Genomic DNA, 23,584 nt, shown 5'->3' with positions numbered 1-23,584 from the left:
CCGCACGTAATTAGGCCGCGGATTCTACCAGACAATCCTGATCACGCAAGCTGTCCCTGAAACCAGTCGTCTGCTAGGCTCCCGGCCCAATACGCGATCCCTTGTAGGAGTGAGCCCGCTCGCGATAGCGGTCTGCCAGTCGCCGCAGCGCTGACTGCCAGACCGCTATCGCGAGCGGGCTCACTCCTACAGGTTATTTGTCACGCCCCCTATTGTTTGTCGATCGAGATCCCCCGCGTGCCCAACGCCATTCTGCGCCTCGCCCTGCCTTCGCCGCTGCGCCGCCTGTTCGACTACCGCGCTCCGGCCGGCGTCCTGCGCGCGCAACTGCACCCCGGCATGCGCCTGCGGGTACCGTTCGGCCGGCGCGAGATGATCGGGATTCTGGTGGAAGTCACCAATACCAGCGAAGTGCCGGCCGAGAAACTCAAGCCGGCCCTGGCCCTGCTCGACGCTACGCCCCCCCTGCCGCCGGCGCTGTTCAAGCTGTGCCTGTGGACGTCCCAGTATTACCAGCACAGCCTTGGCGACACCTTGAGCTGGGCGCTGCCGGTGCTGCTGCGCCAGGGTGAGCTGGCCGAAGCGCGCCAGGAGCGCTTCTGGTCCGCCGCGCCGGGGGCCAGCCTCGATGATCCGCGCATCGCCCGCGCCCCGCGCCAGCGCGAAGCCCTGGCCACGCTGGCCCAGCATCCCCACGGCGTCGCCCATCAGCTGCTGAGTAAACTGATGCTGAGCAAGGACAGCCTGGATTTGCTGCTGGCCAAAGAGTTGGTGCAGGTCGAGATCCGCCGCCACGCCCCGGGCGTACGCCACGAACACTGGCTGGCGCAACCGGAACTGCCGCTGAACCCGGAGCAACGCGCCGCCTATGAGGCGATTCGCGCCGGCTTCGACAGCTATCACGCATTCCTGCTGGCTGGCGTCACCGGCAGCGGCAAGACCGAAGTCTATTTACAGTTGATCCGCGAAACCCTCGAGGCCGGCAAGCAAGCACTGGTGCTGATCCCGGAAATCAACCTGGGCCCGCAGACCCTGGCGCGCTTCGAACAGCGTTTCAATGCCCGTATCGCGCTGATCCATTCGGCGGTCAATGACCGCGAACGCCTCGAGGCCTGGCTGGCCGCCCGGGACGGTGAGGCCGACATCATCATCGGCACCCGCTCGGCCCTGTTCACGCCGATGAAGAACCCCGGCCTGATCATCATCGACGAAGAACACGACGGCTCCTATAAACAGCAGGAAGGTTTGCGCTATCACGCCCGCGATCTGGCGCTGGTGCGGGCGCGACAGGAAAACATCCCGATCGTCCTCGGCTCCGCCACCCCTTCGCTGGAAAGCCTGCACAACGCCTATACCGGCCGCTACGGGCTGCTGCGCTTGAACGAGCGCGCCGGAGGCGCCAAACAGCCGCGTTTCCTGCGCCTGGACGTCAAAAGCCGTCCGCTGGACAGCGGCATTTCCGGACCGATGCAACAGGCCATTGGACAGACCCTGGCCGCCGGACAACAAGTCCTGGTGTTCCTCAACCGCCGCGGCTTCGCCCCGACCCTGCTGTGCCATGACTGTGGCTGGATGTCCGAGTGCCAGCGTTGCGATGCGCGAATGACCGTGCACCAGCGTCACGGTGAATTGCGCTGCCACCATTGCGGCTACGTCGAACGCGCGCCGCGCCAGTGCCCGAAGTGCAACAAGGTCGATCTGCGCCCCGTCGGCGCCGGCACCGAACGGGCCGAGGAGCGCCTGGCGATTCTGTTCCCGGACTATCCGGTGCTGCGAGTCGACCGCGACAGCACGTCGCGCAAGGACGCGATGAACCAGTTGTTCGCGACCATTCAAAAAGGCCAGCCGTGCATCCTGATCGGCACGCAAATGCTTGCCAAAGGCCACCACTTTCCACGGGTGACGCTGGTGTCGATCCTCGACGCCGACGGTGGCCTGTTCTCCGGCGACTTCCGCGCCAGCGAGCGCATGGCTCAACTGATCGTCCAGGTCGCCGGCCGCGCAGGCCGCGCCGAAGAGCCGGGCAAGGTGATTATCCAGACGCACCTGGCTGACCATCCGCTGTTGGTGCAATTGACCGAGCAAGGCTATTTCGCCTTTGCCGAACAGGCCTTGAGCGAACGTCGTGCGGCCGGACTGCCGCCGTTTGCGCACCTGGCGCTACTGCGGGCCGAGGCGCACAAACCGGGTCAGGCCGAAGGTTTCCTGGATGAGGCGTGCAGCGAGGCCGAACGTTTGCTGGCCGAACAGAATCTGACCGGCATTGAATTGCTGGGACCGGTGCCGGCGCCAATGGAGCGACGGGCCGGGCGTTATCGCGCGCAGTTGTTGTTGCAGGCGACGGCGCGGGCACCGCTGCATCGGTTGCTGGCCAGTTGGTTGTTGGTGCTGGAGCAGATGCCGAGCGGGCGAGCGGTGCGTTGGTCGCTTGATGTTGATCCCGTCGATTTGTATTGATTGATAAATCGCGATGGCGGACGAATTGTCACCACACATCCACATCCTGCCTGCTAAGGTTGGCAAGCCCGTCTTCGCAACGGATAATGCCCAGTTTTTCCACCAGCGCATGATGCGCCGCCGCGCCTGCGGTCGAAAGAGAAGACCATGAAAGACACCATTCGCCAGCTGATCCAACAAGCCATCACCCAACTCGTCAACGAAGGTGTGTTGCCTGAAGGCCTGTCGCCGGCGATCCAGGTGGAAAACTCCCGCGACAAGAAGAACGGCGACTTCGCCAGCAACATCGCCATGATGCTGGCCAAGCCGGCCGGCATGAAGCCCCGCGATCTGGCGGAAAAAATCATCGCTGCGCTGCCGGCTGACGAAAACGTCGCCAAGACCGAAATCGCCGGCCCGGGCTTCCTGAACTTCTTCCAGAACACCGACGCCCTGGCGACCCGCCTGGACGCCGCCCTGGCCGACGCCCACATCGGCGTGCGCAAGGCCGGCCCGGTGCAGCGCACCGTGGTTGACCTGTCGGCACCGAACCTGGCCAAAGAGATGCACGTCGGCCACCTGCGCTCGACCATCATCGGCGACGGTGTGGCCCGCGTGCTGGAATTCCTCGGCGACACCGTGATCCGTCAGAACCACGTCGGCGACTGGGGCACCCAGTTCGGCATGCTGATGGCTTACCTGCAGGAAAACCCGATCACCAGCGACGAGCTGTCGGACCTGGAGAACTTCTACCGCGCCGCCAAGCAACGCTTCGACGAATCCGCAGAGTTCGCCGACCGCGCCCGTGGCCTGGTGGTCAAGTTGCAGGCTGGCGACGCCGATTGCCTGGCACTGTGGACCAGGTTCAAGGACATCTCGCTGTCCCACTGCCAGAAGATCTACGAACTGCTCAACGTCAAACTGACCATGGCCGACGTGATGGGCGAAAGTGCCTACAACGACGACCTGATCAACGTGGTCAACGACTTGAAGGCCGCAGGCATGCTGGTCGAGAGCAACGGCGCCCAGTGCGTGTTCCTCGACGAGTTCAAGAACGCCGACGGCGACCCGCTGCCGGTGATCATCGTCAAGGCCGACGGCGGTTACCTCTACGCCACCACCGACCTGGCGGCCGTGCGCTACCGCAGCGGCAAGCTCAAGGCCGATCGCGCACTGTACTTCGTCGACCAGCGCCAGGCCCTGCACTTCCAGCAAGTGTTCGCCGTGGCACGCAAGGCCGGTTTCGTGACCCATCCGATGGAAATGGAGCACATGGGCTTCGGCACCATGAACGGCGCTGACGGCCGTCCGTTCAAGACCCGTGATGGCGGCACCGTGAAGCTGATCGACCTGCTGACCGAAGCCCAGGAACGCGCCTACACCCTGGTCAAGGACAAGAACCCTACACTTGCCGAAGCCGAGCTGCGCAACATCGCCAAAGTGGTGGGCATCGGCGCAGTGAAATACGCCGACCTGTCCAAGCACCGCACCAGTGACTACAGCTTCAACTTCGACCTGATGCTCAATTTCGAAGGCAACACCGCGCCGTACCTGCTGTACGCCTACACCCGCGTGGCCGGCGTGTTCCGCAAGCTCGGCAAGGACTTCAGCGAAGTCGACGGCCAGATCGTTCTGGAAGCGGCGCACGAACACGAACTGGCGGCGAAACTTGCGCAGTTCGGTGAAATCCTGAACAACGTGTCCGAAAAAGGCACCCCGCACATCCTTTGCACTTACCTGTACGACGTCGCCGGCCTGTTCTCCAGCTTCTACGAGAACTGCCCGATCCTCGCCGCCGATACCCCGGCACAAATGCAGAGCCGCCTGCGCCTCGCCGCGCTGACCGGACGCACTCTCAAGCAAGGCCTGGAACTCTTGGGCCTGGAAACTCTGGAGCGTATGTAAGTTGGCTGCCAAGAAAAAACCTGCACCCAAACGTGGCGCCAGCCGTTACCAAGCTCCTGCAAAGCAACCGATCCCGGGTTGGTTGTGGATGGCCATCGGCCTGACGGTCGGCGCCTTCATCGTATTTCTGATGAAGCTGGAGCCGGGCAAGGGCAGCGACACGGTCAAGCGTGAAAAGGTCGAACAACAGCAACAGCAGAAAGCCAGCAAGATCGCCGAGGCCAACAAGACCCCGCCGAGCCCGACGCAACCGGTGAAGCCAAAGTACGACTTCTACACCTTGCTGCCGGAATCGGAAGTCATCGTGCCGCCGGATGCCGTGCCGGAAAAAACCCTGCCGACGCCGCAAGTGCCAGCCATCCCGACCACGCCGGTCACCCCGGCCGAAGCGGCGAAGATCGACACGGCTCGCGCCCAGGCAGCCCTGGCCGGAATCACGCCGCCACCAGCGCCTCCGGTCAAGGCTGCGCCTGTGACGAAGTTTTTCCTGCAGGCCGGCTCGTTCCGCAAAGAGACTGATGCGGACAAGGTTCGGGCGCAGATCATCCTGCTGGGTCAGGCCGTGGCGGTTGAATCGGGCACGGTGAAGGATGAAACCTGGTATCGGGTGCTGGTCGGTCCGTTCAGTAACCGCGAACAACTGACCACGGCGCAGAAACAACTGGCCGGCGCAGGCTTTAGCAACTTGCTGTTACAACAACGCCAGAGCCGCTGATCCCGTCAGGACCACCGCGTCATCGTTCTTCGCTGGAAAGCCAGCTCCTACAGAATATTCGACAAACCCTGTAGGAGCTGGCTTGCCAGCGAATGCGCCTGAAAGGGCACTATATCCAGAACTCGATTCACACCATTCGTCCCTCGCCTCGCCCCGCAGTTGAAATCCTCTCCAGCACCCCCATATGAATGGGCATAAGGCATTTTCGCCCCGCTGCGTGGAGACTCTTCCCTTGACCACCATCGTTTCAGTTCGCCGCCACGGCAAAGTCGTCATGGGCGGCGACGGCCAGGTTTCCCTTGGTAATACCGTGATGAAAGGCAACGCGAAAAAAGTTCGCCGCCTGTACCACGGCCAGGTCATCGCCGGTTTTGCCGGTGCCACCGCTGACGCCTTTACCCTCTTCGAACGCTTCGAAGGCCAGCTTGAGAAACATCAGGGCCACCTGGTGCGCGCCGCCGTCGAACTCGCCAAAGAATGGCGCACCGACCGCTCCCTGAGCCGCCTCGAAGCCATGCTCGCCGTCGCCAACAAAGACGCCTCCCTGATCATCACCGGCAACGGCGACGTGGTCGAACCTGAGGAAGGCCTGATTGCCATGGGTTCCGGCGGTGGTTACGCCCAGGCTGCTGCCAGCGCGCTGCTGAAGAAAACCGATCTGTCAGCCCGGGAAATCGTCGAAACCGCTCTCGGCATCGCCGCCGACATCTGCGTATTCACCAATCACACTCAGACCATTGAGGAGCAGGACTGCGCCGAGTAAGCCCGTGTTGGCCATCGCGCCACGGCTCATTCTTGCTTGAGGTCCGCTAAATACTATGTCCATGACTCCCCGTGAAATCGTCCACGAACTCAACCGCCACATCATCGGCCAGGACGATGCCAAGCGCGCCGTCGCCATTGCCCTGCGCAACCGCTGGCGCCGCATGCAGCTGCCTGAAGAGCTGCGTGTTGAAGTAACGCCAAAGAACATCCTGATGATCGGCCCGACCGGTGTCGGCAAAACCGAGATCGCCCGTCGCCTGGCAAAACTGGCCAATGCGCCGTTCATCAAGGTCGAAGCGACAAAATTCACCGAAGTCGGCTATGTCGGCCGCGACGTCGAATCGATCATTCGTGACCTGGCCGATGCCGCGATCAAGCTGCTGCGCGAGCAGGAAATCGTCAAGGTTCGCCACCGCGCCGAAGACGCCGCAGAAGAGCGTATCCTCGACGCACTGCTGCCACCAGCACGCATGGGCTTCAGTAGTGACGACGCCTCGACTGCCGACTCCAACACCCGTCAGTTGTTCCGCAAGCGCCTGCGCGAAGGTCAGCTGGACGACAAGGAGATCGAAATCGAAGTCGCCGAAATGGCCGGCGTCGACATCTCCGCGCCACCGGGCATGGAAGAAATGACCAACCAGTTGCAGAGCCTGTTTGCCAACATGGGCAAGGCCAAGAAGAAAGCCCGCAAGCTCAAGGTCAAAGAAGCGCTCAAGCTGGTGCGCGACGAAGAAGCCAGCCGCCTGGTCAACGATGAAGAGTTGAAGGCCAAGGCCCTGGAAGCGGTCGAGCAGCACGGCATCGTGTTCATCGACGAAATCGACAAGGTCGCCAAGCGTGGCAATTCCGGTGGCGTCGATGTGTCCCGCGAAGGCGTGCAGCGTGACCTGCTGCCACTGATCGAAGGCTGCACCGTCAACACCAAGCTGGGCATGGTCAAGACCGACCACATCCTGTTCATTGCTTCCGGTGCGTTCCACCTGAGCAAGCCAAGCGACCTGGTGCCCGAGCTGCAAGGCCGCCTGCCGATTCGTGTCGAACTCAAGGCCCTGACCCCGGAAGACTTCGAACGCATCCTCAGCGAACCGCACGCCTCGCTCACCGAGCAATACTGCGCGCTGCTGAAAACCGAAGGCCTGGGCATCGAGTTCCTGCCGAGCGGCATCAAGCGCATCGCGGAGATCGCCTGGCAGGTCAACGAGAAAACCGAAAACATCGGTGCCCGTCGCCTGCACACCCTGCTCGAGCGCCTGCTCGAAGAGGTGTCGTTCAGCGCCGGCGACCTGGCCAGCGTCCATGACGACAAGGTGATCCAGATCGACGCCGACTACGTCAACAGCCACCTGGGCGAATTGGCGCAGAACGAAGACCTGTCCCGTTATATCCTGTAAGCCATACTTGTAGGAGCGAGCCTGCTCGCGATGGTCGGTCAGTTGCATTGATGTCGACTGACACACCATCGCGAGCAGGCTCGCTCCTACAGGGTTCCATCCACAACGGAACGGCGCTCATGACCCAACTCCCCACCGACATCAAGCTGCACAAAGCCTCGAAAACCCTGACGCTCAAATACGCGTCCGGCGAGGAATACACCCTGCCCGCGGAGTTCCTGCGCGTGCACTCTCCTTCCGCCGAGGTCCAGGGCCACGGCAAACCCATCCTGCAATTCGGCAAGATCAACGTCGGCCTGACCAAGGTAGAACCGGCCGGTCAGTACGCACTGAAACTGACCTTCGATGACGGTCACGACAGTGGTCTGTTCACCTGGGAATATCTGTACGAGCTGGGGCGACGTTATGACGCACTCTGGGAAGATTATCTGGCCGAGCTCAAAGCCGCCGGAAAAACCCGCGACCCGAACGAATCCATCGTCAAGCTGATGCTCTAATCCGAGCCTCTCGCTCATTAGAGGGCATTTTCTAATTTCATCTGTTTGAATGCTCCGCTTCAGGGCCGCGGAATGGCCTGCTTGCGAAAAAAATTAAACTCGGGTAACCAATGGAACTGGCAAGTTCCCTGCAGTGCTCTCTGCATTAAAAAAGCAGCGATGCAGTATTAACGGTCACCCCGAGCAGTAGTACCTGGCATTGGCTGTGTGACTACACAGCAGGACCCGGTACTCGTCTCAGGACAATGGAGCGTCGTAGATGAGTAAACAGAATAACGATGACTTGAAGTATCAGGCCTCGGAAAACACCCTGGGTCTGAATCCTGTCGTTGGGCTGCGTGGAAAGGATCTACTGGCATCTGCTCGCATGGTACTCAGGCAGGCCATCAGGCAACCCGTGCACAGCGCGAAGCATGTTGCGCATTTCGGCCTCGAACTCAAGAACGTACTGTTCGGCAAATCCGAGCTGCAACCGACCAGCGATGACCGTCGCTTCGCGGATCCGGCCTGGAGCCAGAACCCGCTCTACAAACGTTATCTGCAAACCTACCTGGCGTGGCGCAAGGAACTCCACGCCTGGATCGACGACAGTAACCTGCCAGCCAAGGATGTCAGTCGCGGGCACTTCGTGATCAACCTCATGACCGAAGCTTTCGCGCCGACCAACACGGCGGCCAACCCCGCGGCGGTCAAGCGCTTCTTCGAAACCGGCGGTAAGAGCCTCCTCGATGGTCTCTCACACCTGGCCAAGGACCTGGTGCACAACGGCGGCATGCCGAGCCAGGTCAACATGGGCGCCTTCGAGGTCGGCAAGACCCTTGGCGTGACCGAGGGCGCGGTGGTCTTTCGCAACGACGTGCTGGAGCTGATCCAGTACAAGCCGATCACAGAGCAGGTGCATGAGCGCCCACTGCTGGTGGTGCCGCCGCAAATCAACAAGTTCTACGTTTTCGACCTGAGTCCGGAAAAAAGCCTGGCGCGGTTCTGCCTGCGCAACAACGTGCAGACCTTCATCGTCAGCTGGCGCAACCCGACCAAGGAGCAGCGCGAGTGGGGCCTGTCGACCTACATCGAAGCGCTCAAGGAAGCGGTTGATGTGGTCACCTCGATCACCGGCAGCAAAGACGTGAACATGCTCGGTGCCTGCTCCGGTGGCATCACCTGCACCGCGCTGCTGGGCCACTACGCGGCAATCGGCGAGAACAAGGTCAACGCCCTCACCCTGCTGGTCAGTGTGCTCGACACCACTCTGGACAGCGACGTGGCCCTGTTCGTCGACGAGCAAACCCTCGAAGCCGCCAAGCGTCACTCCTACCAGGCCGGCGTCCTCGAAGGCCGCGACATGGCGAAAGTCTTCGCCTGGATGCGCCCCAACGACCTGATCTGGAACTACTGGGTCAACAACTACCTGTTGGGCAATGAACCGCCGGTGTTCGACATTCTGTTCTGGAACAACGACACCACCCGATTGCCCGCCGCGTTCCACGGCGACCTGATCGAGATGTTCAAAAGTAATCCGTTGACCCGTGCCGATGCACTGGAAGTGTGCGGCACGCCGATCGACCTGAAAAAAGTCACCGCCGACATCTTCTCGCTGGCTGGCACGAACGACCACATCACCCCGTGGCGTTCCTGCTACAAATCGGCGCAACTGTTCGGCGGCAACGTTGAATTCGTGCTGTCCAGCAGCGGGCACATCCAGAGCATTCTGAACCCGCCGGGCAATCCGAAATCGCGTTACATGACCAGCACCGAAATGCCCGCCAATGCCGATGACTGGCAGGAAGAGTCGACCAAACATGCCGACTCCTGGTGGCTGCACTGGCAGGCATGGCAGGCACAGCGTTCGGGCAACCTGAAAAAAGCTCCGCTGAAATTGGGCAACAAGGCCTATCCAGCGGGTGAAGCGGCGCCAGGCACCTATGTGCATGAGCGGTAACTGACACACCCGCCCCACCCCTGTGGGAGCGAGCTTGCTCGCGATGACGGTGGCAGGTTTGGCATTTGCGCTGACTGACACTCCGCTATCGCGAGCAAGCTCGCTCCCACAGGGGGCGGGGATGAATTTGAGAAAGCGACCCACAGGGCCTGAAGCATGCCGCAACCCTTCATATTCCGTACCGTCGATCTGGATGGCCAGACGCTCCGCACGGCGGTACGCCCCGGCAAGCCTCACTTGACGCCCCTGCTGATTTTCAACGGCATTGGCGCCAACCTGGAGCTGGTGTTCCCGTTCATCGCGGCTCTGGATCCGGACCTGGAAGTCATCGCCTTCGACGTACCCGGTGTCGGTGGTTCGTCGACACCGAACCGGCCGTACCGTTTTCCGAGCCTGGCGAAACTCACGGCGCGGATGCTCGACTATCTCGACTACGGGCAGGTCAACGTCATCGGCGTGTCCTGGGGTGGCGCCCTGGCCCAACAGTTCGCCTACGACTATCCGGAGCGCTGCAAGAAACTCGTGCTGGCCGCAACGGCGGCGGGTGCGGTGATGGTGCCGGGCAAACCGAAAGTGCTGTGGATGATGGCCAGCCCGCGACGTTACATCCAGCCATCCCACGTGATCCGCATTGCACCGATGATCTACGGTGGTGCGTTCCGTCGCGACCCGACGCTGGCCGCCAGCCATGCAGCCAAGGTTCGTTCAGCGGGCAAGCTCGGTTACTACTGGCAGCTGTTCGCCGGCCTCGGCTGGACCAGCATTCACTGGCTGCACAAGATCCGCCAGCCGACCCTGGTACTGGCCGGCGACGATGACCCACTGATCCCGCTAGTCAACATGCGCTTGCTGGCCTGGCGGATTCCCAACGCCCAGTTGCACATCATCGATGACGGGCATTTGTTCCTGATTACCCGGGCCGAAGCGGTGGCCCCGATCATCATGAAATTCCTGGAAGAGGAGCGCCAGCGCGCGGTGATGCATCCGCGTCCGGCGCCATTGGGCGGCTAAACCGCTGCATCAACGGTCGGCAGGACGCCGCGCCGCGCAACAACCCGTTACAGCGTCTATGGTGTTCTGGTTCGATGTATTTGTTTTTAGCCTGAAGACGAAGGAGTGTTGACTCATGCGCGAGAAACCAGCGAGGGATTCCTTACCGAATCCCGCCGCGTTCATCAATGCACAGAGTGCGATTACCGGCCTGCGCGGCCGGGATCTGTTGTCGACCCTGCGCAGCGTGGCCGCCCATGGCTTGCGCAATCCGGTACACAGTGCCCGACATGCCCTCAAACTTGGCGGTCAGCTTGGCCGTGTGCTGCTGGGTGAAACCCTGCACCCGACCAACCCGCAAGACGCTCGCTTCGCCGACCCGGCGTGGAGCCTCAACCCATTTTATCGCCGTAGCCTGCAGGCCTATTTGAGTTGGCAGAAGCAGGTCAAAAGCTGGATCGACGAGAGCAACATGAGCCCGGACGACCGCGCCCGCGCCCACTTCGCTTTCGCCTTGCTCAACGACGCCGTATCGCCCTCCAACACCCTGCTCAATCCACTGGCGGTCAAGGAACTTTTCAATTCAGGCGGTAACAGTCTGGTGCGTGGCATCAGCCATTTGGTGGACGACCTGCTGCATAACGATGGCCTGCCCCGACAAGTCACCAAGCAAGCGTTCGAGATCGGCAAGACGGTCGCCACCACCACTGGTGCCGTGGTGTTTCGCAACGAACTGCTGGAGTTGATCCAGTACAAGCCGATGAGCGAAAAGCAGTATTCCAAGCCCCTGCTGGTGGTGCCGCCGCAAATCAACAAGTACTACATCTTCGACCTCAGCCCCCACAACAGCTTCGTCCAGTACGCCCTCAAAAACGGCCTGCAAACCTTCATGATCAGCTGGCGCAACCCGGATGTGCGTCACCGCGAATGGGGGCTCTCGACTTACGTGGAAGCCGTGGAAGAGGCCATGAATGTCTGCCGGGCGATCACCGGCGCACGCGAGGTCAACCTGATGGGCGCCTGCGCCGGCGGGCTGACCATTGCCGCGCTGCAGGGTCACTTGCAGGCCAAGCGGCAGTTGCGCAGGGTGTCCAGCGCGACTTATCTGGTGAGCCTGCTCGACAGCCAACTGGACAGCCCCGTTTCGCTGTTCGTCGACGAACAGACTCTGGAGGCAGCCAAGCGCCGCTCCTATCAAAAAGGTGTGCTGGACGGCCGCGACATGGCCAAGGTCTTCGCCTGGATGCGCCCCAATGACTTGATCTGGGGCTACTTCGTCAACAACTACCTGTTGGGCAAGGAGCCACCGGCGTTCGACATCCTCTACTGGAACAACGACAACACACGTCTGCCTGCGGCCCTGCATGGCGACCTGCTGGACTTCTTCAAGCACAACCCGCTGACTCACCCGGGCGGGCTGGAAGTGTGTGGCACGCCGATCGATTTACAGAAGGTCACCATCGACAGCTTCAGCGTCGCCGGCATCAACGATCACATCACGCCGTGGGATGCGGTGTATCGCTCGACGCTGTTGCTCGGTGGCGAGCGGCGCTTCGTGCTGTCCAACAGCGGTCATGTGCAGAGCATCCTCAACCCGCCGAGCAATCCGAAAGCCAACTTCGTCGAGAACGGCAAACTGAGCAGCGACCCACGGGCCTGGTACTACGACGCCAAGCGTGTCGACGGCAGTTGGTGGACCCAATGGCTGGGCTGGATTCAGGAACGCTCCGGCGCGCAGAAGGAAACCCACATGGCGCTCGGCAACCAGAACTACCCACCGATGGAGGCAGCACCCGGTACTTACGTGCGCGTGCGCTGACGTTCAACGCGCCGCGGCCTCCGCCGGCCGTGGCAAGACCCGATCATTAAGAAGACTGGATGAAAACCCGCGACCGGATCCTCGAATGTGCCCTGCAATTGTTCAATCAAAAGGGCGAACCGAATGTCTCCACCATGGAAGTTGCCAATGAAATGGGCATCAGCCCGGGCAACCTCTACTACCACTTCCACGGCAAAGAACCGCTGATTCTCGGGCTGTTCGAGCGCTTTCAGGGCGAACTGGCGCCCTTGCTCGATCCACCGGCCGATGTCGAACTGGCACCCGAAGATTACTGGCTGTTCCTGCACCTGATCGTCGAGCGCCTGTCCCACTACCGGTTCCTGTTCCAGGATCTGTCGAACCTCGCCGGACGCCTGCCGAAACTGGCCAAGGGCATTCGCAATCTGCTCAATGCACTCAAGCGCACACTAGCGTCGCTGCTGGCACGATTACAGGCGCAAGGGCTGCTGGTCAGCGATACCCAGGCATTGGGGCAACTGGTGGAGCAGATCACCCTGACCCTGCTGTTCTCACTGGATTACCAGCGGATTCTCGATCGCGAAGGCGAGGTGCGGCTGGTGGTTTACCAGATCATGATGCTGGTGGCGCCACACTTGCTGCCGTCGATGAAGGCTGCGACCGAACAGATGGCGCTGGAGTATCTGAAAGACCACGAATAACTCTGGCCACAACGAACCCTGTGGGAGCGAGCTTGCTCGCGATGAGGCCATCACATCCAACATTGATGTTGGTTGATCCACCGCCATCGCGAGCAAGCTCGCTCCCACAGTGGGCTTGTGTCGCTCAGAGATTCGCGCACAAACAAAAACGCCCGACCTTTACAGGCCGGGCGTTTTCTTGAGCCCTGAGAATCAGGACTGACTGGTCGGCGTCGATGGAGTTGGCGCGACAGTCGGGGTGACAGCAGGGGTCGGCGCGGTAGCGGAGTTCGATGCGCTGACCGGAGCTGCCGGCGTTGCCGGTTTGGCAGCTGCCACTGCTGGTTTCGGCGCGGCGGCTTTTGGAGCGGCCGGCTTTTTCACTGCAGGTTTTTTCGCCGCAGCGGGTTTGGCCGCTGGCTTGGCAGCAGCAGGTTTTGCTGCAGCCGTTTTAGCCGCAGGCTTGGCAGCCGGTTTAGCGGCTGGCTTGGCTGCTGGCTTCGCCGCTGCAGGTTTTGCAGCAGCGGTTTTAGCAGCAGGTTTAGCCGCTGCTTTTGCCAGTGGCTTGGCTGCGGTTTTGGCGGCCGGCTTGGCAGCAGGCTTGGCCGCCGCGGTTTTCGCCGCAACAGGCGCAACCTTGGCACCGGTCAGTTTTTCGATTTGCTTGGTCAGTGTTTCGACCTTGCTGTGCAGTGCCTTGACTTCGTTGCGGCTCGGCACGCCCAGACGCGAAATGGCGCTGTTCAGACGCTTGTCAAAGGCGCCTTCCAGCTCATCCCACTTGCCCAGTGCGCGATCTTTCACGCCGCTGATGCGCGACTTGGCCGAAGAAGCGGAGTCCTTGGCGGCGTCGACTGTCTTGCCAACAGCGCTCTTGGTGAGCTTCTCGGCTTTCTCGCCGTCCTTAACCAATGTATCGAAGAGCTTGCTGCCGTCAGTGTCGATCTTCGAGTACACGCCTAAACCAGCCAGCCAGATTTTTCGGGAATATTCCTCAACCTTCCCGATCCACGAGCTGCCTTCTTTTTCGGTTTTCTTTTTAACAGCCATCCCGTTCTCCTTAAGATTTACGCGCGACACGTTCGAGCAATGCCGTCAGCTCATCGAGCTTAGCAGAGAGTGTCTCAACGTCATGTTTAGACGGAATGCCGATACGATTCAAGGCACTTGCGACACGCGTATCGAACGCCTTCTCGACCTTGTCGAGTTGAACTTCGACGCGGCCTTTGAAAGTGCTGACTTCACTCTTGGCTTCATCGATTTCGGCATTGGCCGCTTCCAGTTTCTCGGCGACTACCTTTTTGCCTTTCTTTTCAACAACCTGACCAGCCTTGATCAGCTCTTGAAAGTATTCGCTACCCTCTTGACCGACCTTGGCGTAGGCACCCAGGCCTGCCAGCCAGATCTTGCGGGCATAGGATTTGACGTCGCTCAGCGTGCCGGTCGATGCGTCGGTTTTTTTCTTCAAAATGGCTTTGGCCATGGTGCACCTCACGCGCAGAAGGTTTGAGGAACCGCCCGGATAAGTGTCGGGCACTGGCACAAAGTAGGGAGAAAAATTAGAAACGGCACCCTAACAACTGACATAAACCGTCGGGCACGCCACATAAAAAATGTAGGAGTGAGCCTGCTCGCGATAGCGGTTAACCAGTCAACATTGATGTTGGCTGACATTCCGTCATCGCGAGCAGGCTCACTCCTACAAGGGATGCGATTTCAATCGGGAATCAGACCAGGACCTTATCCAGCGCCTTTTCGATTTCCGCTTTGATCATGCCGCTCATGGCCGACATCATCAGGCCCAGTTCCACTTCGACGCGAATCGAATCCTCGGCGACATGCACCGCGCCCTTCACACCCGAGCGCTTGAGGTTCAGGGTGTCGCCGGACCACTGCGGCTCCAGGCCATACTGATCGGAAAGTTTCTGCGCCAGCTTGTCGGCCTTCTCGCGAGCCGCTTCCTTACCCAGGCCATGGGCACGTTCAACACTAATACGGGCCATCAAATGACTCCTGCTTTATGGATGCTTTCCCGAGGCATCTTGACCTCTGCTGCGTCAAAACGTCCCGATGGTTGCCCATCTTACCTTCAGCCTTGCCAAGACAAAGCATGGCTTGGGGATTAGAATGTCGCGCATTCTCTTTTGGTGACAGCGATATGACTGATCAGCGCAAAGGCAGCGATGCCGAACCCACCACTCACTTCGGCTTCAAAAACGTTCCGGAAAGCCAGAAAGCGGAAAAAGTCGCTGAGGTTTTCCATTCGGTAGCCGCCAAGTACGACCTGATGAACGACCTTCTGTCGGGCGGCATGCACCGTTTGTGGAAGCGTTTCGCGATCGAACTGTCGGGCGTGCGCACCGGCAACCGCGTGCTGGATATCGCCGGCGGTACCGGCGACCTGACCCGCAAGTTCTCGCATCTGGTAGGCCCGACCGGCCAGGTCGTGTTGGCCGACATCAACGAGTCCATGCTCAAGGTCGGTCGTGACCGCCTGCTGGACCTCGGCGTGGCCGGCAACGTTGAATTCGTCCAGGCCGATGCGGAAAAACTGCCGTTCCCGGACAACCATTTCGACTGCGTGACCATCGCCTTCGGCCTGCGCAACGTGACCCACAAGGAAGATGCCCTGCGCTCGATGCTGCGCGTGCTCAAGCCTGGCGGCCGTTTGTTGGTTCTGGAGTTCTCCAAGCCGACCAACGCGTTGATGTCCAAGGCCTACGACGCCTACTCGTTCGCCTTCATGCCGCTGATGGGCAAGCTGATCACCAACGACTCGGAAAGCTATCGCTACCTGGCCGAATCGATCCGCATGCACCCGAATCAGGAAACCCTGAAGTCGATGATGGTCGAGGCCGGTTTCGACCGCGTGACCTATCACAACATGACCGCAGGCATCGTCGCCCTGCACCGCGGCATCAAGCCCTGATGCTGCTCGCCGGCCTGCTCGCCAGCGTTGAACTCGGCCTGAACCGGGTGCTGCGTCTCGACAGCACGGCGCTGCCGCGGCTGGCGCATTTGACCGGCAAAGTGATTGCCGTCGATTGCCGCAGCCCGGCGCTGCAACTGTTCATCCTGCCCAGCGACGAAGGCCTGATGCTCGCCTCCCAGTGGGAAACCGGCGCCGACTGTACCCTGCGTGCACCGGCTTCGAGCCTGCTGAAACTGGCCACGAGCAAGGACAAGACCTCGACCCTGCACAGCCCTGAAGTCGAACTCGACGGGGACAGCGGCGTGCTGCTGGAACTGGCGGCGATCCTCCAGGACCTGGAGCTGGACTGGGAGTACGAACTCGCACGCGTGCTGGGCCCTGTGGCCACGCAACTGGTCGGCGGTCACCTGCGCAGCCGCGCCCGCTGGTATCAGCAAGGCTTTGCCAGCCTGGGCCAGAACCTGGGCGAATACCTGGCCGAAGAGTCGCGCACCCTGGTCGGTCAGCGCGAAGCCGAAGCCCGATTCAGTGAACTGGACCAGATCAAGCTCGATCTGGAACGTCTCGAGGCGCGTTTCGAGCGCCTTTCCCGATCCCTCGACCCAAGCGATAACGCATGAAGCTGCTTGCCGTCCGCCGTTTGTTGCGCATCCAGCGCGTCGTGATCCGCTACCGCCTCGATGACCTGCTGTTCGCCCTGCCACTGCCCTGGTTCCTGCGGGCGCTGCGTTATGCCCTGCCGTGGCGCTGGTTCCCGCGCAAGACCCTGGACCTGAGCCGTGGCGCGCGCTTGCGCCTGGCATTGCAGGACCTGGGGCCGATTTTCATCAAGTTCGGGCAGATCCTGTCCACCCGCCGCGACCTGTTGCCCGAAGATATCGCCGACGAACTGATGAAGCTGCAGGACCGCGTTCCGCCGTTCGACTCGCAAGTGTCGGTCAAGCTGATCGAAGAACAACTCGGCAAGAAAATCAGCGAAGTCTTCAGCCGTTTCGACGTCGAGCCGCTGGCCTCGGCCTCAGTGGCGCAGGTGCATGCCGCGCAACTGAAAACCGGTGAAGAAGTGGTGGTCAAGGTGATCCGCCCCGGCCTCAAACCGGTGATCGCCCAGGACCTGGCGTGGCTGTTCATCCTCGCTCGCGCCGCCGAAAAACTCTCGGCCGATGCGCGCCTGCTACACCCGGTGGACGTGGTCAGCGATTACGAAAAAACCATCTACGACGAACTCGACCTGCTGCGCGAAGCGGCCAACGCCAGCCAGTTGAAGCGCAATTTCGACGGCTCGCCGCTGCTGTACGTGCCGCAAGTCCATTGGGACTGGTGTCGGCCGAAAGTGCTGGTAATGGAACGCATCTACGGCATTCAGGTTACCGATCTGGCGACCCTGGCCGACCAGCGTACCGACATGAAAATGCTCGCCGAGCGTGGCGTGGAGATTTTCTTCACCCAGGTGTTCCGCGACAGCTTTTTCCACGCCGACATGCACCCGGGCAATATTTTCGTCAGCACCGTGAATCCGTGGAGCCCGCAGTACATCGCCATCGACTGCGGCATCGTCGGCAGCCTGACCCCGGAAGACCAGGATTACCTGGCGCGCAACCTGTTCGCCTTCTTCAAGCGCGATTACCGTCGCGTGGCGCAGTTGCACATCGATTCGGGCTGGGTGCCGGCAGAAACCAAACTCAACGAATTCGAAGCAGCGATCCGCACGGTGTGCGAGCCGATCTTCGAAAAACCACTGAAGGATATTTCCTTCGGCCAGGTGCTGATGCGCCTGTTCCAGACCGCGCGACGCTTCAACATGGAAGTGCAGCCACAGCTCGTGCTGCTGCAGAAGACCCTGCTGAACATCGAAGGCCTGGGCCGCCAGCTGTACCCGGAGCTCGACCTGTGGAACACCGCGCAGCCGTTCCTCGAACGCTGGATGCGCGAGCGGGTCAGCCCCAAAGCCCTGCTCGGCAACGTGCACAGCCAGGTCGAACAGATCCCGCACCTGGCCAACATGGCCCGCGACCTGCTCGAACGCATGTCCCAACCCCACGCCTACGACCCGCCTCCACCGTGGCATCGACGCCGTGACGACTGGTTCCTGCGCCTGCTCGGTACGGCGCACCTGGCTGGTGGCGCCATCCTTGCCGCTGGCGGACCGCTGAATCAGTTGGACTATTGGCCAGCTGGCATCATGATGGCCGTCGGTTTGTATCTGGTCGTTCGCCGATAGCCAGTCGCGCAACACGCTGGCACACTGTTTGGACGCTGCATTGAACGTAGGCCCCCGATTACTGAAGTGCGGGCCCGTATCGGAGTCGTAGATGAAGAATTGGCTGGACGAGATCAAGTGGGACGCGGACGGCCTGGTGCCGGCGATTGCCCAGGATCACAAGACCGGGCGCGTCCTGATGATGGCCTGGATGAACCGCGAAGCACTGGAGCTGACCGCTGCCGAGAACCGCGCCATTTACTGGTCGCGCTCCCGTGGCAAGCTGTGGCGCAAGGGCGAAGAGTCCGGCCATGTGCAAACCCTGCACGAGATGCGCCTGGACTGCGACGCCGACGTCATCATCCTGATGGTCGAGCAGATCGGCGACATTGCCTGCCATACCGGCCGCCAGAGCTGCTTCTACCGCGTCTTTGAAAACGGAGACTGGACAACGGTCGACCCGGTGCTCAAAGATCCGCACGCAATCTACTCCGCAGGGCATACACATGAGTGACACACTGACCCGTCTGGCCGAAGTACTGGAAGAGCGCAAAGGCGCCGCCGCCGACAGCTCGTATGTCGCCAGCCTGTATCACAAGGGCTTGAACAAAATTCTGGAAAAAGTCGGCGAAGAGTCGGTCGAAACCATCATTGCCGCCAAGGATGCCGCCATCAGCGGCGACTGCAGCGATGTGATCTACGAAACCGCCGATTTGTGGTTCCACAGCATGGTCATGCTCGCCCAATTGGGGCAGCATCCACAGGCTGTACTCGATGAACTGGACCGTCGCTTCGGTCTCTCCGGACACGCCGAGAAAGCCTCGCGCCCGTCCGCCTGAATAACTATTAGAGAGGAGCAGCAGCATGGGCATTTTTGACTGGAAACACTGGATCGTCATCCTGGTTGTCGTGGTACTGGTGTTCGGCACCAAGAAACTGAAAAACCTCGGCACCGACGTCGGCGAATCGATCAAGGGTTTCAAGAAAGCCATGAACGACGACGAAAAACCGGCTGACCCGAATGCGAACCCGGCCCAACCAGTGCCACCGGTACAGCCACAGGCCTCGGTGAACCAGCCGCACACCATCGACGTGCAGGCACAGAAAGTCGAAGAGCCGATCCGCAAAGACGTGTGAGCACTGACTAATGTTTGGTATCAGCTTCTCTGAACTGCTGCTCGTCGGCCTCGTCGCCCTGCTGGTGCTGGGCCCCGAGCGCTTGCCGGGCGCTGCGCGCACCGCTGGCCTGTGGGTCGGGCGCCTGAAGCGCAGCTTCAACGCGATCAAACAGGAAGTTGAACGTGAAATCGGTGCCGACGAGATTCGTCGGCAACTGCACAACGAGCACATCCTGTCGCTTGAGCAGGAGGCGCGGAAAATCTTCACGCCGACCCAGCAGGAGCCGACGCCGGTGGAGCATGTGGGAGAGCAAACGATTCAGGCTCCCGCCGCTAGCGTCGCAGCACCTGCTGCAACGGCAGAACCTGCACCCGTTGTTGCAGCCACTCCGGTTGAACCCGTTACACCTGCGGCTGCGCCCGTTGCGCCGGCCCCTCATGACCCAACACTGCCGCCGCGAGCCCCATGAGCGACCTTCCCGAAAACGACCAGCACATGCCGCTGGTTTCGCACCTCACCGAGTTGCGTACCCGACTGCTGCGCTGCGTAGCGGCGATTTTCATCATCTTCGCCGGCCTGTTTGCTTTCACCCAGCAGATCTACACCTTCGTCTCCACACCGCTGCGCCAGTACTTGCCAGCCGGCGCGACGATGATTGCCACCGACGTGTCGTCGCCGTTCCTCACGCCACTGAAACTGACGATGATGGTCTCGCTGTTCCTGGCGATTCCGGTGATCCTGCATCAGATCTGGGGTTTCATCGCCCCCGGCCTGTACAAGCATGAAAAACGCATTGCCGTGCCCTTGCTGGTCTCCAGCATCTTTTTGTTCTACGCCGGCATGGCCTTCGCCTATTTCCTGGTGTTCCCGCTGATCTTCAAGTTCTTCGCCTCCGCCACTCCGGCCGGCGTGGAAATGATGACCGACATCACCAGCTACCTCGATTTCGTCATGACGCTGTTCTTTGCCTTTGGCGTGGCGTTCGAAATCCCGGTAGCCGTGGTGCTGCTGGTGTGGATCGGTGTGGTCGACGTCAAATACCTGAAGAAAATCCGCCCGTACGTGATCATCGGCTGCTTCGTGGTCGGCATGATCCTGACGCCGCCGGACATCTTCTCGCAGACCTTGCTGGCCGTGCCGATGTGGCTGTTGTTCGAGATCGGCATCCTGTTTGGCAGCCTGATCAGCAAGCGTGGCGAGCACCCGGACGACCAGCCGGCTGACGACAACAACGACCAGCCGCCAGCGACTCAACCGTGAACCTGCTGCTGCTCATCGAGGCCGACTTCATTGCGGCCGACCGGGTGATCCTGCGTGATCGCCGGTTGACGCACATGCAGGAAGTCCACCGCTGTGAAGTGGGCGACAGCATGCGCGTCGGGCGGATCGGCGGGCTGATGGGCTCGGCAGAAGTGCTGCGCCTGGACGCCGACGAGGCGGAATTGCGCGTCACCCTCGACCAGCCGCCACCGGCCAAGCTGCCATTGACCCTGGTATTGGCTCTGCCACGGCCCAAGATGCTGCGCAGGGTGTTTCAGACCGTGGCGGCCATGGGTGTGCCACGGATCGTGCTGGTCAACAGCTATCGCGTCGAGAAGAGCTTCTGGCAGACGCCGTTCCTGGAGCCCGAGGCGATTCGCGAGCAGTTGATCCTCGGCCTCGAACAGGCACGGGACAGCGTGCTGCCGGAAGTCGTCATCGAGAAGCGCTTCAAACCCTTCGTCGAAGACCGTTTACCGGCGATCACCGAAGGCACCCTCGGCCTGGTGGGGCATCCGGGCAATTACCCGCCCTGCCCTCGCGCACTCAGCGAACCGGTGACCCTGGCCATCGGCCCCGAGGGTGGCTGGATTCCCTACGAGATCGACCTGCTGGGCAAATCCGGCCTGCAACCGGTGCAACTGGGCGAGCGCATCCTGCGCGTCGAAACCGCCGTGACCGCGCTGCTGGCCCGACTCTTCTAAACCAGACACAATCCCCCTGTGGGAGCGAGCTTGCTCGCGATGGCGATTTACCAGCCGCCATTGCAGTGGCAGACACACCGTCATCGCGAGCAAGCTCGCTCCCACAAATTCATCATCTGCCCCGGAAACTCACTTGCCCATACATCGGGCAGCGCCTACAGAACCTCGCGCCCCTGCCGATACACCCCCCATAAAACCAAAATGTGGTCCGGGGAGTTCCAGCATGTACCAATGGCTAGCCGAGAATCTGGGAAACGTCAGCGTCAAACGCAAGCTGGGGATCGGCTTCGGCCTGGTGCTGTTACTGACCCTGCTGATCACCTTCACCGGCTGGAGCGGCCTGAGCGGCGTTACCAGCCGTGGCGATAAACTGGGGTTCATCGCCAGTCTCAACGACCTGACCAAGGACCTGCGCATCGCTCGCCTGGATTACGAGATGCGTCGCGGCGAACAAGGTCCCGGCGCCGTCAACGATCTGTTGGGCAAACTCGAAAGCGGCCTGCAGACCGCTCGCGGCCTGATCGAGCAACCGGCTGATACGGCCATGGTCGATCAACAACTGGCCGCTGTCGCCGAATACCGCCGTGCCTTCAGCGACATGACCCAGGCCGGCGCCCAGCGTGAAGACGCCCGCAGCAAACTCGGCGCCACCGCCGACAACGCCGTGGCCCGCGTCGCCGAAGTGGAAAAATCCGTGCTGCAAGGCGACAGCGTGGCGGCGTTCAACAGCGTGATCGACCTGAGCAAACTGATCCAGCAGGCGCGTTTCCAGGTGCGCGGCTACACCTACAGCGGCAAGAGCGAGGCCGAACAGCCAGCCCTCGACGCGATCGACAACGCCCTGAAGAACCTCGAGAGCCTGCCGGCCAAACTGCCTGAAGAACACATCGCCAACCTGAAACAGGCGACTGATTCGCTGAAGGCCTACCGCGCCGCGGTCAGCCAGTTCCGCGACTCCCAGGTGGCCAGTGCCAAGGCCCTGGTACGCATGTCCGCCCAAGGCGAGATCCTGCTGGACATGAGCCAGAAACTCACCGTCTCGCAAACCGTCGTGCGCGACACCGATGCCGCCCACGCCAAGAACATGCTGACCCTCGCCACTGTGCTGGCCATTGCTTTCGGGCTGCTGGCCGCCTGGGCGATCACCCGACAGATCATCATTCCGTTGAATCAGACCCTGGCTGTCGCCGAACGCGTCGCCAGTGGTGACCTGACCCACAACCTGACGTCGCAGCGCCGCGACGAACTCGGCCAGTTGCAGCGTGCCATGCAGAGCATGACCCAGGGTCTGCGCGAACTGATCGGCGGCATCAGCGATGGCGTCACGCAAATCGCCAGCGCCGCCGAAGAGCTGTCCGCCGTCACCGAGCAGACCAGCGCCGGGGTCAACAGCCAGAAAGTCGAGACCGATCAGGTCGCCACTGCCATGAACGAAATGACCGCCACCGTTCAGGAAGTCGCGCGCAACGCTGAAGAAGCATCCGAAGCAGCAGTCGCTGCTGACCAGCAGGCCCGCGAAGGCGACAAAGTGGTCGGCGAAGCCATCGCCCAGATCGAGCGCCTGGCCGTCGAAGTCGGCAACTCCACCGAAGCCATGGGTCATCTCAAGCGCGAAAGCGACAAGATCGGCAGCGTGCTCGACGTGATCAAATCCGTGGCCCAGCAAACCAACCTGCTGGCGCTCAACGCGGCGATTGAAGCCGCCCGCGCCGGTGAAGCCGGGCGTGGTTTTGCCGTGGTGGCAGACGAAGTCCGCAGCCTGGCCCAGCGCACCCAGAAGTCCACCGAAGAGATCGAAGAGCTGATCGTCGGCCTGCAAAGCGGCACGCAGCAAGTGGCGACCATCATGGACAACAGCCGCAACCTGACCGACAGCAGCGTCGAACTGACCCGCCGCGCCGGCGGCTCACTGGAAAGCATCACCCGCACCGTCTCGGCGATTCAGGCGATGAACCAGCAGATCGCCGCTGCCGCCGAGCAGCAGAGCGCCGTGGCCGAAGAGATCAACCGCAGCGTGCTGAACGTACGGGATGTGTCGGATCAGACGTCGGCAGCCAGTGAGGAGACCGCAGCCTCCAGTGTTGAACTGGCGCGACTGGGTACACATTTGCAGATGCTGGTGGGCAGATTCAAGATTTGAGGTGATGCCGTCGCGGGCAAGCCCGCTCCTACAGGGAATTGCGTTGTACACAACCTTGTGGGAGCGGGCTTGCCCGCGATGGCGGCCTACAGGTCGCCGCAATTAGGGAGCCT

At 61.3% G+C, this 23,584-nt stretch carries 23 protein-coding genes and 1 pseudogene; 21 read left to right on the top strand and 3 right to left on the bottom strand.

Annotation, left to right across the window (positions count from 1 at the left end):
- The first annotated feature begins 237 nt into the window (after positions 1–237).
- The 10 genes from AC1DU9_RS01120 to AC1DU9_RS01075 all read left to right on the top strand — a co-directional run bounded on the left by AC1DU9_RS01120 (position 238) and on the right by AC1DU9_RS01075 (position 13,137).
- Positions 238–2,457 (top strand): primosomal protein N', encoded by a 2,220-nt coding sequence (locus tag AC1DU9_RS01120; RefSeq protein ID WP_223457775.1) that lies wholly within the window; start codon positions 238–240, stop codon positions 2,455–2,457.
- A 147-nt stretch (positions 2,458–2,604) separates the two neighbouring features.
- Positions 2,605–4,341, top strand: coding sequence for an arginine--tRNA ligase (gene argS, locus AC1DU9_RS01115; RefSeq protein WP_223457776.1), 1,737 nt, complete (start codon positions 2,605–2,607; stop codon positions 4,339–4,341).
- A 1-nt stretch (position 4,342) separates the two neighbouring features.
- Positions 4,343–5,056 carry an SPOR domain-containing protein gene (locus AC1DU9_RS01110; RefSeq protein ID WP_007975583.1) on the top strand — a complete coding sequence of 238 codons (714 nt, stop codon included), beginning with the start codon at positions 4,343–4,345 and terminating at the stop codon, positions 5,054–5,056.
- A gap of 232 nt (positions 5,057–5,288) precedes the next feature.
- Complete coding sequence (gene hslV / locus AC1DU9_RS01105; RefSeq protein ID WP_046031180.1) at positions 5,289–5,819, top strand: ATP-dependent protease subunit HslV; 531 nt, start codon at positions 5,289–5,291, stop codon at positions 5,817–5,819.
- Between the two features lie 55 nt (positions 5,820–5,874).
- Complete coding sequence (gene hslU / locus AC1DU9_RS01100) at positions 5,875–7,212, top strand: HslU--HslV peptidase ATPase subunit (protein ID WP_477809645.1); 1,338 nt, start codon at positions 5,875–5,877, stop codon at positions 7,210–7,212.
- Between the two features lie 119 nt (positions 7,213–7,331).
- On the top strand, positions 7,332–7,709 hold the full coding sequence (locus AC1DU9_RS01095; protein WP_096513806.1) for a gamma-butyrobetaine hydroxylase family protein: 378 nt from the start codon (positions 7,332–7,334) through the stop codon (positions 7,707–7,709).
- A 259-nt stretch (positions 7,710–7,968) separates the two neighbouring features.
- Positions 7,969–9,648, top strand: a complete 1,680-nt coding sequence (gene phaC / locus AC1DU9_RS01090) for a class II poly(R)-hydroxyalkanoic acid synthase (protein ID WP_223457778.1) — start codon at positions 7,969–7,971, stop codon at positions 9,646–9,648.
- Positions 9,649–9,804: 156 nt separating this feature from the next.
- A complete protein-coding gene (gene phaZ, locus AC1DU9_RS01085; protein WP_008047834.1) occupies positions 9,805–10,659 on the top strand; it encodes a poly(3-hydroxyalkanoate) depolymerase in 855 nt (284 codons plus the stop codon).
- A 115-nt stretch (positions 10,660–10,774) separates the two neighbouring features.
- On the top strand, positions 10,775–12,457 hold the full coding sequence (gene phaC / locus AC1DU9_RS01080) for a class II poly(R)-hydroxyalkanoic acid synthase (protein ID WP_223457779.1): 1,683 nt from the start codon (positions 10,775–10,777) through the stop codon (positions 12,455–12,457).
- A 59-nt stretch (positions 12,458–12,516) separates the two neighbouring features.
- Complete coding sequence (locus tag AC1DU9_RS01075) at positions 12,517–13,137, top strand: TetR/AcrR family transcriptional regulator (RefSeq protein ID WP_223457781.1); 621 nt, start codon at positions 12,517–12,519, stop codon at positions 13,135–13,137.
- Between the two features lie 192 nt (positions 13,138–13,329).
- Here the strand turns inward: AC1DU9_RS01075 and AC1DU9_RS01070 are convergent, their stop codons facing one another.
- From AC1DU9_RS01070 to AC1DU9_RS01060, 3 genes are all read right to left on the bottom strand, one after another.
- On the bottom strand, positions 13,330–14,166 hold the full coding sequence (locus AC1DU9_RS01070) for a phasin family protein (RefSeq protein WP_477809644.1): 837 nt from the start codon (positions 14,164–14,166) through the stop codon (positions 13,330–13,332).
- Between the two features lie 10 nt (positions 14,167–14,176).
- The gene (locus tag AC1DU9_RS01065; RefSeq protein WP_223457784.1) at positions 14,177–14,599 is read right to left on the bottom strand and encodes a phasin family protein; all 423 of its coding nucleotides are present in this window, start codon (positions 14,597–14,599) and stop codon (positions 14,177–14,179) included.
- Between the two features lie 244 nt (positions 14,600–14,843).
- Positions 14,844–15,119: a polyhydroxyalkanoic acid system family protein gene (locus AC1DU9_RS01060; RefSeq protein ID WP_108216228.1), complete on the bottom strand. Its 276-nt coding sequence runs from the start codon at positions 15,117–15,119 to the stop codon at positions 14,844–14,846.
- 155 nt (positions 15,120–15,274) lie between these two features.
- Between AC1DU9_RS01060 and ubiE the strand changes: the two genes are divergently transcribed.
- The 11 genes and pseudogenes from ubiE (at position 15,275) to AC1DU9_RS01005 (ending at position 23,471) form a co-directional block, all read left to right on the top strand.
- The gene (ubiE, locus tag AC1DU9_RS01055; RefSeq protein ID WP_007989286.1) at positions 15,275–16,045 is read left to right on the top strand and encodes a bifunctional demethylmenaquinone methyltransferase/2-methoxy-6-polyprenyl-1,4-benzoquinol methylase UbiE; all 771 of its coding nucleotides are present in this window, start codon (positions 15,275–15,277) and stop codon (positions 16,043–16,045) included.
- Positions 16,045–16,668 carry a ubiquinone biosynthesis accessory factor UbiJ gene (locus AC1DU9_RS01050; RefSeq protein ID WP_223457786.1) on the top strand — a complete coding sequence of 208 codons (624 nt, stop codon included), beginning with the start codon at positions 16,045–16,047 and terminating at the stop codon, positions 16,666–16,668. The genes ubiE and AC1DU9_RS01050 overlap by 1 nt, the downstream gene beginning before the upstream one ends.
- Positions 16,665–18,269: a ubiquinone biosynthesis regulatory protein kinase UbiB gene (ubiB, locus tag AC1DU9_RS01045; RefSeq protein WP_477809643.1), complete on the top strand. Its 1,605-nt coding sequence runs from the start codon at positions 16,665–16,667 to the stop codon at positions 18,267–18,269. Before AC1DU9_RS01050 ends, ubiB begins: the two co-directional genes overlap by 4 nt.
- A 91-nt stretch (positions 18,270–18,360) precedes the next feature.
- Positions 18,361–18,762: a phosphoribosyl-AMP cyclohydrolase gene (gene hisI / locus AC1DU9_RS01040; RefSeq protein ID WP_150796910.1), complete on the top strand. Its 402-nt coding sequence runs from the start codon at positions 18,361–18,363 to the stop codon at positions 18,760–18,762.
- Positions 18,755–19,087, top strand: coding sequence for a phosphoribosyl-ATP diphosphatase (locus AC1DU9_RS01035; RefSeq protein ID WP_008047820.1), 333 nt, complete (start codon positions 18,755–18,757; stop codon positions 19,085–19,087). Before hisI ends, AC1DU9_RS01035 begins: the two co-directional genes overlap by 8 nt.
- Positions 19,088–19,112: 25 nt before the next feature.
- Positions 19,113–19,385, top strand: a complete 273-nt coding sequence (locus AC1DU9_RS01030; RefSeq protein WP_108216223.1) for a twin-arginine translocase TatA/TatE family subunit — start codon at positions 19,113–19,115, stop codon at positions 19,383–19,385.
- Positions 19,386–19,395: 10 nt separating this feature from the next.
- Positions 19,396–19,836, top strand: coding sequence for a Sec-independent protein translocase protein TatB (gene tatB, locus AC1DU9_RS01025; RefSeq protein ID WP_223457790.1), 441 nt, complete (start codon positions 19,396–19,398; stop codon positions 19,834–19,836).
- A complete protein-coding gene (gene tatC / locus AC1DU9_RS01020) occupies positions 19,833–20,627 on the top strand; it encodes a twin-arginine translocase subunit TatC (protein WP_223457793.1) in 795 nt (264 codons plus the stop codon). The genes tatB and tatC overlap by 4 nt, the downstream gene beginning before the upstream one ends.
- Positions 20,624–21,331 carry a 16S rRNA (uracil(1498)-N(3))-methyltransferase gene (locus AC1DU9_RS01015; protein ID WP_223457795.1) on the top strand — a complete coding sequence of 236 codons (708 nt, stop codon included), beginning with the start codon at positions 20,624–20,626 and terminating at the stop codon, positions 21,329–21,331. The genes tatC and AC1DU9_RS01015 overlap by 4 nt, the downstream gene beginning before the upstream one ends.
- A gap of 223 nt (positions 21,332–21,554) precedes the next feature.
- Positions 21,555–22,616, top strand: a pseudogene (locus AC1DU9_RS01010) (methyl-accepting chemotaxis protein); the annotation flags it as partial.
- The gene (locus AC1DU9_RS01005) at positions 22,599–23,471 is read left to right on the top strand and encodes a methyl-accepting chemotaxis protein (RefSeq protein ID WP_458237075.1); all 873 of its coding nucleotides are present in this window, start codon (positions 22,599–22,601) and stop codon (positions 23,469–23,471) included. The pseudogene AC1DU9_RS01010 and the gene AC1DU9_RS01005, both read left to right, overlap by 18 nt.
- Positions 23,472–23,584: the final 113 nt, after the last annotated feature.

The sequence above is a fragment of the Pseudomonas sp. P4_C1 genome, assembly GCF_056402155.1.
Note: the sequence above shows the minus strand (reverse complement) of the source record. Positions and strands in the feature narration are given on the sequence as shown.